This window comes from Delftia sp. S65 (assembly GCF_016516495.1).
GTDB lineage: Bacteria > Pseudomonadota > Gammaproteobacteria > Burkholderiales > Burkholderiaceae_C > Comamonas > Comamonas acidovorans.
In genome coordinates this window covers 48240-61158 of sequence record NZ_JACVUR010000025.1, presented here as the reverse complement: position 1 = coordinate 61158, position 12919 = coordinate 48240, and the positions used below count along the sequence as shown (strand labels likewise).

At 57.3% G+C, this 12919-nt stretch carries 11 protein-coding genes; 3 read left to right on the top strand and 8 right to left on the bottom strand.

The window, feature by feature from the left end; genetic code table 11:
• Positions 1-2: 2 nt before the first annotated feature.
• The 7 genes from IAE24_RS19140 to IAE24_RS19110 all read right to left on the bottom strand — a co-directional run bounded on the left by IAE24_RS19140 (position 3) and on the right by IAE24_RS19110 (position 6486).
• Positions 3-926, bottom strand: coding sequence for a LysR family transcriptional regulator (locus IAE24_RS19140; protein WP_199960271.1), 924 nt, complete (start codon positions 924-926; stop codon positions 3-5).
• Between the two features lie 173 nt (positions 927-1099).
• Positions 1100-2056 carry a tripartite tricarboxylate transporter substrate binding protein gene (locus IAE24_RS19135; protein ID WP_199960270.1) on the bottom strand — a complete coding sequence of 319 codons (957 nt, stop codon included), beginning with the start codon at positions 2054-2056 and terminating at the stop codon, positions 1100-1102.
• Between the two features lie 69 nt (positions 2057-2125).
• Positions 2126-3322, bottom strand: coding sequence for a mandelate racemase/muconate lactonizing enzyme family protein (locus IAE24_RS19130; protein ID WP_199960269.1), 1197 nt, complete (start codon positions 3320-3322; stop codon positions 2126-2128).
• A 15-nt stretch (positions 3323-3337) separates the two neighbouring features.
• Positions 3338-4267, bottom strand: a complete 930-nt coding sequence (locus IAE24_RS19125) for a hydroxyacid dehydrogenase (protein ID WP_199960268.1) — start codon at positions 4265-4267, stop codon at positions 3338-3340.
• A 22-nt stretch (positions 4268-4289) separates the two neighbouring features.
• On the bottom strand, positions 4290-4634 hold the full coding sequence (locus IAE24_RS19120) for a carboxymuconolactone decarboxylase family protein (RefSeq protein WP_199960267.1): 345 nt from the start codon (positions 4632-4634) through the stop codon (positions 4290-4292).
• A gap of 41 nt (positions 4635-4675) precedes the next feature.
• Complete coding sequence (locus IAE24_RS19115; protein ID WP_199960266.1) at positions 4676-5878, bottom strand: mandelate racemase/muconate lactonizing enzyme family protein; 1203 nt, start codon at positions 5876-5878, stop codon at positions 4676-4678.
• A gap of 26 nt (positions 5879-5904) precedes the next feature.
• The gene (locus tag IAE24_RS19110) at positions 5905-6486 is read right to left on the bottom strand and encodes a cysteine dioxygenase (protein WP_199960265.1); all 582 of its coding nucleotides are present in this window, start codon (positions 6484-6486) and stop codon (positions 5905-5907) included.
• A gap of 505 nt (positions 6487-6991) precedes the next feature.
• On the opposite strand from IAE24_RS19110, the gene IAE24_RS19105 reads away from it, so the two are divergent.
• Complete coding sequence (locus IAE24_RS19105; RefSeq protein ID WP_199960264.1) at positions 6992-8035, top strand: YeiH family protein; 1044 nt, start codon at positions 6992-6994, stop codon at positions 8033-8035.
• Positions 8036-8060: 25 nt separating this feature from the next.
• On the opposite strand, the gene IAE24_RS19100 is transcribed toward IAE24_RS19105, so the two are convergent.
• Positions 8061-9035, bottom strand: a complete 975-nt coding sequence (locus tag IAE24_RS19100; RefSeq protein WP_199960263.1) for a LysR substrate-binding domain-containing protein — start codon at positions 9033-9035, stop codon at positions 8061-8063.
• Between the two features lie 606 nt (positions 9036-9641).
• On the opposite strand from IAE24_RS19100, the gene IAE24_RS19095 reads away from it, so the two are divergent.
• Both IAE24_RS19095 and dsbD read left to right on the top strand, forming a co-directional pair.
• The gene (locus tag IAE24_RS19095; protein WP_199960262.1) at positions 9642-10841 is read left to right on the top strand and encodes an MFS transporter; all 1200 of its coding nucleotides are present in this window, start codon (positions 9642-9644) and stop codon (positions 10839-10841) included.
• A gap of 227 nt (positions 10842-11068) precedes the next feature.
• Positions 11069-12910, top strand: a complete 1842-nt coding sequence (gene dsbD, locus IAE24_RS19090) for a protein-disulfide reductase DsbD (RefSeq protein WP_199960261.1) — start codon at positions 11069-11071, stop codon at positions 12908-12910.
• Positions 12911-12919: the final 9 nt, after the last annotated feature.

Sequence of the window (12919 nt, the reverse complement as noted above, 5' to 3'; positions counted from 1 at the left end):
ACTCAGGTCTCTTGCGCACGCCGTGCGTTGAGGCGCTCTTGCGCCTTCTGCTCAGCCTGGAACTTTCGGGTTTCTTGCCAGAATGCTTGTGCCACAAGGGAGAGCTTTTTATCGTTGAGGCACGCCAGACCGATACGGCGGGATGAGCCAGGCGATAAAGGCCTTACCACGACACCTGGATAGAGGTCTGGAAGAGCCAGCTTGGCAAGCATCGAAATACCTTTCCCTCGAGATACCAGCTCAAGGATGGACATCAACTGAAGCAGTTCGTACGTGACCCTTGGGGTAAGACCATTCCTGGCGAAAAGCCTTGTGACCAAGGTTTTGGAGCCTGCCCTGGTCATGATGAACGGGTCGAGTGTCATCGCCTTCAACGGCACGACATCCAGCTTTGCCAAAGGGTGGTTACTCGGCAGAACTGCCACCAGTTCGTCAATGGCCAAGGTCTGGGTTTCGAAATCTGGCTTTGGCAGCGTGACGACGCCCAACTCCAGGCGACGCTCGACGATATCTTGAGCCGTTTGCTCATCAGGCTTCTCGGTCACTATGACATCGACGCCGGGGTACTTTTTCCCAAAGCGTTCAAGCAGCGCCGGAAGCACTCGTGTCGTCCCACTTGCGCCGAAGGAGCCTAGACGCAGCGTGCCCGTCTTGAGCTCTGCACCGGCAAGTGCGTTGACCTGCACCATTTGCAGTGAGGAGAACACATCTCGCACATGAGGAAGAATCTGCTCCCCTGTGGAAGTGAGCTTCACTCCAGAAGCATTGCGATCAATGAGCTCTGTGCCCAAGGCTTCTTCCAGAGCTCGAAGAGCGTGACTGGTCGCCGATGGGGACATGCCGAGCTTGGCGCCACCGCTGGCAATTCCGTCCGATGTGATGAGGGTCAGCAGGAGCTCAAGTTGGCGAAGGGTTGGTGCGCTCATGTGGGATTGCAATCGCAAAGTTTGGATGGTCTCCCGCATTTTGTGCTGCGGGCCGCCCGTCTGGAATGGGCGGCCGCATGTTGCCGTAGCGGAAAGCTAAAAATCAGCTTCGTCTAAGTTGCGCTTCTGGCCGGCCGTGCTCGCCTTCGCTTGTCGCAGGCATTGCCAGGGCTTCACTTCGTGGTGTTGACCTGCTTGAGGAGCTCCGTGACCCTTCGATAGTCCACCCAGGTCTTCGCCTTGGCTGCTTCACCATCGCGGTAGACGATTTCCATCCCTCCATTCTTCGCAAAATCGCGGAACTGTTGCGTCTCCATCGCCGCCTTCAGCGCATCGTGCATATGTTTGACGGCTGGCTTGGGCGTGCTCTTGTGCGCGAGGAGCATATAGCGGACGCCCATCGACACAGGGAAACCTTGCTCCTTCGCTGTGGGGGCGTCTGGCAAGCCGCCTTGGCGTTCCTCGCTGAACGAAGCCAGCACGCGAAGTGTGCCCGCCTGAATCTGTGAAGAGACCTCGACAGGCTGTGCAACTGCGGCCGAAATTTGACCGCCCAGCAATTGGGGCCCGCCTTGGCCCCAGCCCGCAAATGGCACCTCAATGAGATTGGCGCCGCTGACCTTGGCCAGCGTCAAAACGCTGAAGTGGCTAAACGTTGTCACGCCGGGGAAGCCGATGCTGACCTTGCTCTCTGCTGCTCCCCTGGCCTCAGAAACCAGTTGTCCGAGATTTTTGAAGCGCGAGGAAGTTGGAACCACAAGAATGGGCGAGAAGCTCGCTACATCGGCAACGTATTCGATGTCATCAGGCGTCTTGTATGGGGTCTTGAGGACCTGGGGGGAAAGGGCAACGTTGGAGTTGGGCGCGAAAACAAACTGGAGTCCATCGGGCTTGGCCTGGACCAGTGATGAGAGAGCGGTTGCCCCGCCCGCGCCCGGTCTGTTGGCCACGATAAGTCCTGCTGGAAACTTCGGCTGCATCAGCGCTGCGAGTTGGCGCATGACGATGTCCGCTGTCCCACCTGGTGCATATCCGACCACGACCGTGACCGGTTGAGAAGGGGCCCCTTCATCTGCTTGCGTGATACCTGACAGGCAGGCTAGCGCTATACCAACGAGTTGGTATTTCATTTTTTGTCTCCTTTATGTGTGCCGGGATGGCACGGATGACCTGGGGCCTCTCTCGTTGGAGGAGCCTTCTCAGGACTTGAGGACTACAGCGCGCTTGGCCATCTTTGCTTCTGCTTCTGGACGCAAAGTCATACCAAGGCCCGGCGTAGTCGGCACTTCGAAGCGCCCTGAGACCGGCTGCAGGTCCTCGACAAACAGGTCTCGGTTGCAGGGCTTGAGCGCGTATGTGTGATGCTCGTGAATTTCAAAGTTGGGGATGGCCGCTTCGAACTGCAGCGCCATAGCTGTGGCCAATGGAGAGCCGCACACATGTGCCTGCACACCCACGTCATGTGCATGGGCCAGATGGGCAATTTTTACGGCTTCGCTGATGCCGCCGACGAGGCCGACGTCCGGCTGAATCATGTCCATCGAGCCTGCGACCAAGTAGGGCAAGAACCCCCAACGGGTATAGAGCCGCTCACCGGCCGCAATGGGAACTGGCGACTTGGCGGCAACCCGGTTGTGGGCGTTCATTCCGTTGTAGTGCGTCGGCTCTTCCATGAACAGTATGCCGAGGTCTTTCAGTTCGTCCGCAAGCTGAAGTGCACCCCCCATCGACGTGAACGAATGAAGCTCCAGGATGATGTCTGCATCTGCGCCGATGCCTGTCCTGATGGCCTCCATGCGCTTGCGGACCAAGCGTCGCTCTGCCGGCGTGAGGATGCCCCTGAGTTTTGCAGCGCGAGTGCCATCCGGGGCAATCATCAAGGGGTCGACCTTCACACAGTCGTAGCCCTCTTCGCGAGCTCTTTGCGCAGCCTCGAGATACCGGGAAGCATCTACAAGGTTCGAAACCTTGTCAGTTGTCCAGTCGAACTGAAGCTGACTTGCATAGCAGCGCAAGGGAGCTGGAGTATCGGCTCCGAGAACGCGGTGGACAGGCTGGTTCAGAGCTCGCCCCTTGATGTCCCAAAGCGCTGAATCGATGGCACTCATGGCACCGAAAACGACCGGGCCGCCGCCCTCTGCCCAAAAGGACTTACGCAGCATGCGCTCCCAGATGCTCTCCGTCGAGAAAGGGTTGTGCCCCAGTACAAACCTCTCCCCCAGCGCGAGGACCATGGGGCCCGCTGCAGGTGCTCCAGTGCCATAGGCCATGCCGACCTCACCCAGGCCACTGATGCCTTCGTCCGTATGGACGCGGACGAAGACGTGATGCCACGAGGCAATTCCACACTGACCGGACAGCTCGGCCTCAAGAACTTCGATGCGAGTGATTTTCATGGGAGCAGGAGATGGTTAGGCGTTGGAAACTTTGGCCAGGGCGAGCACCCGGTCGGCGATGAGCTCACACACCCGCAGCTCAGAATCCGCCGTGACACCGGCGATGTGCGGGGTGAGAAGTAGGTTGGGTACGCCAGACAGATAGGACCCGCTGGGCAGTGGCTCATCGTCGAAAACATCGAGAGCCGCAGCGCTGATGCGCTTGTTTTGGAGTGCTGCAGCCAGTGCAGATTCATCGACGATGCCGCCGCGGGCTGCATTGATGAGGACGGCGCCGGGCCACATCTTCGACAAGCGCTCTTCGTCCAACAGGCCACGTGTTTCAGCGGTCAGAGGAACGTGGATGCTGACCACATCAGCTGAACTGAGCAACTCGTCGAGTGACACGAACTCGCATGGATAGTCATGGACTTCTTGAGCGGCAGAGGGGTCATACGCAATGACTCGCATGTCCATCCGGCTTGCCAAAAGTCCTGTGAGTCGCCCGATTGAGCCGAAGCCCACCAGCCCCATCGTCTTGCCTGCAATCTCGAAGCCCTCAGGAGCCTTGGGACGAGTCCAGAGACCGCGTCCAATGTTCTCGCTCACGCTGTAGTGTGAGTACCTGAGAAGCATCATGGCGCAGGTGATGACGTACTCGGCCACAGACCGTGCGTTGGCACCAAAGGCCGGAATCACTTCGATGCCACGACTCCTGCAACCTTCAACATCAATGTTGTCGAGGCCGACACCCAATCGGCCCACAGCTTTGCATCTGTGTAGCGCCGAGAGGAGGTCTCCTCTGACTTGCGTGCGGTTCCGTACTATCAGCACATCGGCGTCCTGGGCCGCATGAAGCAGTTCATCGGTTCGCGTGAAAAGAGTGGGGGCGAAGTGCACGTCATGCTCCACTCGGAGGCGTTTCAGCGACACAGGGTGCATCAGTTCAGGCACCAGGACTTTCATAGCTCGTTCCTCTTGCGCTGCGTTACTTGGCTTCGAACTGGCCAAATGCTTCCATGGCGCGGACCGAGTACGAGTAGGCAGCACCTGCGTTCAGCGCGATGGCTGTGCCCAGCGCGTCACTCAGTTCCGCCTCGGTAACGCCCGCGGCACGTGCGGCGCTGGCATGTGCGGCGATGCAGGAATCGCAACGCGTCGTCACGGCCACGGCCAGGGCGATGAGCTCGCGTGTCTTGGCATCAAGCGCGCCAGCACCGTTTTGTGCTGCGCTCAGGCCCTGAAAGCCAGTGATGAGCTTCGGATTCGCTTTGGCCAGTGCGCCGGCTGCGATGCGGCTGTTCTTCAGTTGGTCAACCCAGTTCTTCAACATTTCGATTCCTAGTAGTTGCTTGTTTGCCGCCGATTGCCGAATCAGGCGGTTTTCTTGTATTGGAGAAGCCCTCCAGTACCCTTTGGGGGCCGCGCGCGCAGAGCAGACTCGATGGGGTCGCAACCCCAACCAGGCCTGTCTGGGACGACCAGCTTTCCATCACGAAACTCCGGCTGATGCGTGTACAGCTCACCTTCCCAAGCGAGCCTGTCGACGTCGACTTCCATGATTCGGAGGTTTGGAACTGCAGCTGCGAAGTGAAGATTCATCATCGTGCAGAGGTCGCCATAGAAGTTGTGTGGGGCAACGTTCACGTCGTGCGCCTCGCATACTGCGGCAATCTTCATGGACTGCCAAACGCCGTTCCACACCGTGTCGACTATCCCCACGTCGATGGCACGCTCCTCCAAAAAGGGCATGAAGCCGCGGACGCCGATGAGCGTTTCACAAGAGGCGATGGGTTGGCGGCTCTGGCTTCGAACATAGGCCAACGCCTTCGCATTGAAGCTGTCCGTCTCCACCCAGAACAGGTCAAAATCATCGATAGCGCGAAGCAGTTTCAACATGCCTTCTGGCTTGGCGTTGAAGTTGAAGTCGATGAGGATTTCCACGTCCGGACCTGCACCATCTCGAAGGGCCTCGAGCTGCGCCTGGAGGTTTCGAATAAGCTTTCGGTCTACGTTCAACTCAGGCGCGAAGGGGGCCGCAAAGCCAGGACGCCATGCGTACGCATCACCCTCATCGAAGATGAAGAGGTTGCTCTTGAGGGCACTGAAGCCCTTCGCTCGCACCTCTTGAGCGGCGCTCTTGACGCCATCCAGGTCAGTGATTCGGGGCTGATAAAAAGTGGGGTGATTGATGCGCCAAGTCGCGCAATGCGACCAGTAGACCGGTATCTCGTCGCGTAGCTTTCCGCCGAGGAGCTCGTAGCAGGGAACCCCAAGATGTTTGGCCTTCGCGTCAAGCAGAGCGTTCTCCAGGGCACCGATGGCTTGCGCGATGACACTGCCTGGTGCAGGTCGCGTGAGGCACAGAGCTTCCTGAAAAAAGCGTTCGTGAGCCCTGATGTCCTTGCCGACCAGGCGGCGGCCTATCTGCTCGATGATTGCCCCCACTCCTGGGGAGCCAAAGCCTTCGTCGTACTCGCTCCACCCAACGATGCCATTCTCAGTTGTGAGCTTGACGAAATAATAGTTACGCCAACCTGCGTCGCACAGGATGGTTTCAACCGTTGAGACCTTCATGTATTACACCAATGAATAGTTATTGATTAGGCTGGGGCGGACTCGTTGGAATATCCTGAGATAAAGCCTTTCATAGCTCCTGTGTCAGAGTCAAAAACATGTCGTGAGATACGTCCGATATTCCCGCCATACACATGGATGCTGATGGAGACTTGGTCATCAAACATGTTGGACACGCGATGAATATCCCCCAGCCGAGGTGAGACCATGTCAACATCTCCGGGCTTCAGGATATCTGTACCTAGCATCTGCATAGGTTTGCCGTTCTCGGGGAGGCCGAACCGCTCCCCCTTTTCTGAACCGCGCATCATGCCAATCAGCGCCCACACCGTATGATTGTGCACAGGCGTTTTCTGTCCTGGCCCCCAGACAAAACTCACCACGGAAAAACGGTCGTCAGGGTCGGCGTGAAGAAGATACTGCTGGTAGTACTGGGGATGAGGCTGTGCAAATTCGGCCGACAGCCAGTCATCGTTTTTAATGAGCCCCTCCAGGAGAGGGCGACCAGCTGCCAATATCGACTCTTCGTCATCGCCAAATGACGTGACAATTTTCGTGAATGCTTCAGCGAATTTTGTGAATCGTGGCGCATTGCAATGCGTTGTCATAATTTGTCTCCTTTTATTTTCTATAAGTAATGGAGCGGTTTTCTCTTAGGGATATTTTTAACTACCCCGCCTCACCGCTACCTCATGGTGGCCGCTCTCCGCGCAAGCTGCTCCAGTTGCTAAGCACGTACCGAAGCGACTCGGAAAATGCGTCAGGGCCAGCACGCAACCCGTCGTACGCCCGATGCCATCAAGGCACCTAAGCTACTGTCCTTGTTAGGTATTTTTTCATGCGCTGTCTCCGGCGTGGTTTGAAATCGCACTGTCTGGCTACATCGTAGGAACCACTTCACAGATTCATAAACGCAAAATTCCGACCTCATTGATTGGAAAAATCGTTCAATCCCAGCAGGGCTCGGCCTTCTGAGGGGGATGATAGGCGGACATCCGTTAGCTGCAATCCAGCAGCTGCCGGAGCACGCTATTGAACGGATTTTTCGCTCACCCTGATTAAAATTCTAGTGTTCCTGGGAGACTGATGTGGATTCTATGATTGTTGTCAATCATGCAAAATTCACCAACTTCCGAACGCGTTGGCTACGCAAGTTCAATATTTAATAGTGCGCAGCGCTTGGCCCCAGGACTCGGTTTATCTGTTTTGGTGGCGGTGGCTGCAACATTTATCACCAAGCTGCAAACTGGACCAGTTTTGTTGTATGCCCTGTTCCTGGGTATCGCATTCAACTATCTTAGCGCTGAGGTTCGTAGTAAGCCTGGAATCGAGTTTTGCTCAAAGATCGTATTGCGACTAGGTGTTGGGCTATTGGGTGCCCGTATTACTGCAGGACAAATCGCAGCTCTGGGTTGGAGTACGGCGGCTATAGTTATCTGCGCTGTAGTTTCCACAATTCTCTTTGGGTGGCTTATAGGGCGTAGGCTGGGGTTCAAGGCCTCGCAAGGAGTTCTTTGTGGCGGGTCAGTCGCCATTTGTGGAGCATCGGCAGCGTTGGCAATCTCCGCCGTTCTTCCTCAAACCAAGGACAGCGAGCGCTTCACCCTTATGGCAGTGGTGACCGTTACGGTGCTGTCTACGATAGCGATGGTGTTGTACCCGCTCATCGCTCAGGCCTTGCATTTTTCCCCGGAGCTGGCGGGATTGTTCCTCGGAGGAACGATTCATGACGTCGCCCAGGTCGTGGGCGCAGGCTACTCCATGAGCCCGGAGGTCGGTGATGTGGCCACTGTGGTGAAGCTCTTTCGCGTGGCAATGTTGGCCGTAGTGGTTGTGGTGATAGGCGCCTTGTTCAAGCGCTCCGCTGCTGCGTCTCGGGAACCGGGAAGCCCACAAAGCAAGCAGCCGATTGCCCCGTGGTTTCTTTGGATGTTCGTTGGCTTGGTCGTCGTGAACTCCTTCGACGTCCTGCCAATCCAACTGCGACAGAACATGGTGGATTTGTCGCAAGGCTGCCTGGTCGTTGCCATCGCAGCTCTCGGCATGAAGACTTCAATTCGAGAACTGGCGAAATCGGGATGGCGGCCGATGGCTCTCCTGGTCGGGGAGACCCTGTGGATTGCAGCCTTCGTACTACTATGCATCTGCTTCGTCTGAACGAATGTGGCCCCCACTACCTGCATCAGATTTCAATCATGCGCGCCCTGCGCTTTTTCCTGGCTGCTGCCTTTGCTTCTGACGTTGGGCAGTCAAGGGCGGCCTCCTTACGCAGCCAAGAGAGAAAAGAGATGAGGGTTGCTTTGGACATGCTTTCCTCCCTGTAAACGGCGTAGTAGGCCAGCGGAGACAGAACCGTCAAATCCGGGAGAAGGCGTATCAGCCGACCAGACTTCACGTCATCGCATGCCATCACACTTCGCGCTAACGCAATGCCTTGCCCGTCCACTGCCGCCTGAAGCACTGCGGCAGCGTTGTTGATGCGCAGGCCGCGCTCGGCCGGTACCTTGTCGACGCCGACATTTCCAAACCATGTTTCCCAGGTGACATAGCCTTCATCGCTGTCTCCGGTCATGTCATAGATAAGCGTATGGCCGAGCAGGTCGGCAGGGACTTGAGCCTTGATTTTTTTGAAGATGGCGGGTGAGCACACAGGAAAAACGGCTTCCTCCATCAACCTCTCCGAAACCAATCCTGGCCAGCTTCCCACGCCGTAGCGGACTCCGAGGTCAAGGCGTTGGTCGTCAAAGTTGGCCAGGCGCTGATTGATGTCCAGCAGCAGGTCGATGCCAGGTTCCTGTGTAGCGAAGCTGTCGATTCTCGGCAAGAGCCACTTAGACGCAAAGGTTGGGCTCACAGTGAGCTTCAAGGTGTTTTGCAGGGTCGACTCACGCAGTTTGGTCATGCCTTGTCCTAAGCGTTCAAACCCCGCCTGAATGTCGGGCAGTGCAGCCAAGGCTGCTTCTGTGGAAACCAGGCGCTGTCGTCCGCTGGAGCTGCGGGTGAACAGTGGGACCCCCAGCGAATCTTCCAGGGAGCGGACTAGCTGCCCCACGGCGGCAGAGCTCACACTGAGTTCCTGGGCCGCGGCGGAGAAGCTTTGATGCCGGGCAGAGGCCTCGAACGCCTTCAGCGCGTTGAGAAAAGATGGTGCATTCATGGGAAAGATTTTCTTTATCTATCGCAAAGAATATCCCATTTGCGAACCTGGAAGCAACTGCCAACAATGCCTGCTAAAAGGTTCAGCGGCGTCCAGTTGTAGGAGCGTAGAGCGATGCTGAAGCTTGAGAAATTATTTCTTGTGCGAAGCGCTGACAGCGCAATGACCGCCTGAATCATGCCCATCAACGCCGACCTTTCCGCACCAGCAATCGTTATCTCACAGGACCACAGGTGGATTGCCTCTCCGCAGACGGGCGTAGAGCGGGCAATGTTGGACCGGGTACCTCAAAGCAACCGGCCCGCAGTCAGGTCCGAGGGAGCGTCCCCTGTCCATGTGAAAACCGGCCGTTTTCTACCGACCTGCCACCCAGGGACCCGCGATGAGTAAAGACGCCGTGTCCATCGTGAGAGGGGGCTTGGCTGATCAACATCAAGTGCCTGCTATGGGCTCCCTCAATGCCTCCGACAGGACGCTTAACTTCCGCGTGTTGGCGGAGGTGTGGCCGTGGGTTGGGGCCCTGCTGCTGGACCGGGTACGCGGAGCTTTCGACCGCATGGCCTCTGGCCAAGTGAATTGCCGCATGGTCCTCACGATGAGAGCGCGATGCCAGCTATGAAGATGAACAGTTCAGTTGCGCGCTTGTCCGTCGCTCAGGCTTTGTCGGGTGCGAATTCCACCGTCGTTTACGCTACCGGAGCCATCATCGGTCACATGTTGGCTCCAAGGCCGGAGCTCGCCACCTTACCCATCACGATGTTTGTCGTCGGCATGGCTCTGTCTACATTGCCTGCCGGCCAGATAGCTCGGCGATATGGCCGTGCCAGGGCCTTTCAGTGGGGCAACCTGTGCGGGGTGCTCATGGGACTCATCGGATCGTGGGCCATCGTCCAGGAGTCCTTCACGCTCTATTGCCTGGCTACGCTTTTTGGTGGAGCGTATGCGGCGGTCGTGTTGAGCTTTCGGTTCGCTGCTGCAGAGTGTGTGACACCAGAAGAGAAGCCAAGGGCTCTGTCGACGGTGCTTGCAGGGGGTGTTCTTGCCGGTGTCGTTGGACCACAAATCGTCAACGTGACGATGAATTCTTGGCCTCCACATGCCTATAGCTTCACCTACATCTGTTCAGCCGCAGTTGCTGTGCTGTCGGCCTTGGTACTGAGCGGTGTGAAGTTCAATGTGGTCAAACCGAGCAGTGCTTCTGGGGCCACTCGAGCACTGGGTCCCATCATGCGACAGCCCCTGTTTATCGTGGCACTGCTATGCGGGACCGTCAGCTACCTGCTGATGAACTTCATGATGACGAGCGCTCCCTTGGCCATGGAGCTCTGCGGCATCTCAAGGTCGTACTCTAACGTCGGTATCGAGATGCATGTCATCGCGATGTACGCGCCAAGCTTCTTCACCGGGAGCCTCATTAAGAGGTTTGGTGAGAGTCGAATCATCTTGGTCGGCCTGGTGCTTACCGCGTGTGCAGCCGTCACCGGGCTTGCAGGCATCACCGTGAACCACTTCTGGGTAGGCCTTGTCCTGTTGGGCCTGGGTTGGAATTTCGGCTTCCTGGGTGCTTCTGCTTTGGTTCTCAAATGTCATGCACCAGAAGACGGGCCACGCGTGCAGTCCATGAACGACTTCATCATGTTCGGAGCCATGGCTATTGGCTCTTTTGCCTCAGGCAGTCTGCTGAGCACCTACGGATGGGATTGGGTTGCTGGTCTCATGCTTCCTCCAGTTTTCGTTGCTGCTTTGTCTCTCTTGTGGCTTGCCAAGGTACAAGCTGCACGACCGCAAGAAGCGGTACTCCGATAGTGCTGGAACTAAACACATTCCCGGTGCTTCTGATGTCCTTGCCATGACGCCAAGGCACGCTCTGAAGCGTGCCTGCTAGCGCATTGCATCTCTGACCGTCGTTCGCACTGACGACGGCACATTCGAACCAGTACAACAGCAAGGCCTCATCAAGTAATGACGACCAAGAGAACGAACAGCACGGCCGTTCAAGAGCAAAATTTTCGTGAGTCAACGGGGGCGCGTGCATGAAGAATCTGTTCGCTTCAGCAGTCCTCTGCTGGCTGGCTATATCGAACGTGCAGGCGGCGGCAGAAGGCAGCGCTGAGTGGCTGCCTAAGAGCAGCAGCACCAAACTTTTTTCCTCGATTGCGGGTGCTCAGACTTCAAGCGAAGTGCTCACCATCAAAGAGGTGACTGCTGATGTAGACGCAGCTCACATCAGCGCTCATGTCGAGGATGGAAACTATGTCTATCGCAAATCCATCTCGGTAGAAGATGCCGATGGCAAAAAGCTACCCATCAAGCTGTCTACAGGCACCTCTCACGACGACCCCTATTTCGGCGTGACCGAAATTTACGAAGGCACGCAACTTCGGGTCAGTGTGCCGGCGTCAGCCAAGGGTCCACTGGCCTTGCATTGGCAGGGCTGCGCGAGAGGAGGAGTGTGCTTTGCTCCTGACGTGCTGAAGGTTGATTTAGGAGCATCGTCGGCAGTCGCCGGGAGCGGCTCAGAACCCATGTTTGAGTCCCCGCAGTCTTTCACACCGGTGCTTGATGCGCCGGCCGAGCCGAGCGGCGATGCAATCGCTGGTGATGAAGCAGCTGCAAAACAGTTGGCTGCCCTCGGCCCTGTTGTTGGCCCACTTCTGTTCTTCGGCTTTGGCATTCTGCTGGCGTTCACGCCCTGCAGCTTGCCGATGGTGCCTATCGTTGCATCGATGGTGACAGGCGGCGCCTCGCCTCGCAGAGCCGCAGTTCTGGCAGGAACATATGTTGTGGCCATGGCGCTGACTTATGCGGGCATCGGTGTCCTTGCTGGCATCGCAGGAGCCAACTTGCAGGCTGCCCTCCAGACTCCATGGCTGCTTGGTTCCCTTGCGGCATTGTTCGTTGTGTTGTCAGCCTCGCTGTTCGGCGCCTTCGAAATCAGCCTGCCCGCAGGGCTGATGAACAAGCTGCAGGGCTCAGGTTCTGGCGGTAAAGGAGGTGCTATCGGCGCCTTCGTGTTGGGCCTTATTTCCGCTCTTATGGTCGGACCTTGCATGACTGCGCCGCTTGCTGGAGCGCTGCTCTACATCGGGCAAAGTGGTAGTGCGGTGCGCGGAGGCTCAGCCCTTTTCATGCTTGGGCTCGGCATGGGCGTGCCGCTTATTCTTATCGCTATCTTTGGAGCAAGAATACTCCCGCGTCCCGGGGCCTGGATGGAGCGTGTACGGGTCGTGTTCGGCTATGTGATGTTGGGTCTGGCCGTGGAAATGCTGGGCAGGTTTCTGCCGGGCAATCTAACGCTGGGGTTGTGGGGAGCGTGGATGCTTGGCGTTGCAGTTGGGCTGTTCACCTGGAGCAGGAGAGCAGGGTTGCTACGTGCACAGCCCTTCTTGGGCTTCGGTGGAGCACTCTTCGGTATCTGGGCCGTCTTCCTTCTGGTGGGGGCTGCTTCGGGTAACTCATCACTCGTCAATCCCCTAAAGACCGCAGGTAGCGTCTCACAGCCGTTAGTCACGCGCATGGTGCCGGTGAAGTCGACCGACGACGTTGACGCTCTTTTGGCTTCCGCAGGCGCACGAGGCCAGTGGACGTTGGTCGACTTCTACGCCGACTGGTGCACCAGTTGCCATCACAACGAGCGCTTGGTGTTCGGCGATAGCAATGTTCAGGCGGCATTGGCCTCCGTCCAGGTACTGAAGCCGGACGTCACTGCCAACGATGCGCAAGACAAGGAGCTGATGCGCCGGTGGGCAGTTCAAGGGCCCCCAACGATGCTGCTTATTGGCCCGGACGGTAAAGAGCGTCGCGCCCAACGTAGTGTCGGTGAGATGTCTGCGACTCAATTCCTGAAGCGTCTGGAGCAAGCCAAGTCGTCATAGTCCTCAGGT

Excerpts from the sequence above, each read along its gene's own strand:
- IAE24_RS19140 (WP_199960271.1), bottom strand. The coding sequence starts at position 926 with ATGAGCGCACCAACCCTTCGCCAACTTGAGCTCCTGCTGACCCTCATC.
- IAE24_RS19135 (WP_199960270.1), bottom strand. The coding sequence starts at position 2,056 with ATGAAATACCAACTCGTTGGTATAGCGCTAGCCTGCCTGTCAGGTATC.
- IAE24_RS19130 (WP_199960269.1), bottom strand. The coding sequence starts at position 3,322 with ATGAAAATCACTCGCATCGAAGTTCTTGAGGCCGAGCTGTCCGGTCAG.
- IAE24_RS19125 (WP_199960268.1), bottom strand. The coding sequence starts at position 4,267 with ATGAAAGTCCTGGTGCCTGAACTGATGCACCCTGTGTCGCTGAAACGC.
- IAE24_RS19120 (WP_199960267.1), bottom strand. The coding sequence starts at position 4,634 with ATGTTGAAGAACTGGGTTGACCAACTGAAGAACAGCCGCATCGCAGCC.
- IAE24_RS19115 (WP_199960266.1), bottom strand. The coding sequence starts at position 5,878 with ATGAAGGTCTCAACGGTTGAAACCATCCTGTGCGACGCAGGTTGGCGT.
- IAE24_RS19110 (WP_199960265.1), bottom strand. The coding sequence starts at position 6,486 with ATGACAACGCATTGCAATGCGCCACGATTCACAAAATTCGCTGAAGCA.
- IAE24_RS19105 (WP_199960264.1), top strand. The coding sequence starts at position 6,992 with ATGCAAAATTCACCAACTTCCGAACGCGTTGGCTACGCAAGTTCAATA.
- IAE24_RS19100 (WP_199960263.1), bottom strand. The coding sequence starts at position 9,035 with ATGAATGCACCATCTTTTCTCAACGCGCTGAAGGCGTTCGAGGCCTCT.
- IAE24_RS19095 (WP_199960262.1), top strand. The coding sequence starts at position 9,642 with ATGCCAGCTATGAAGATGAACAGTTCAGTTGCGCGCTTGTCCGTCGCT.
- dsbD (WP_199960261.1), top strand. The coding sequence starts at position 11,069 with ATGAAGAATCTGTTCGCTTCAGCAGTCCTCTGCTGGCTGGCTATATCG.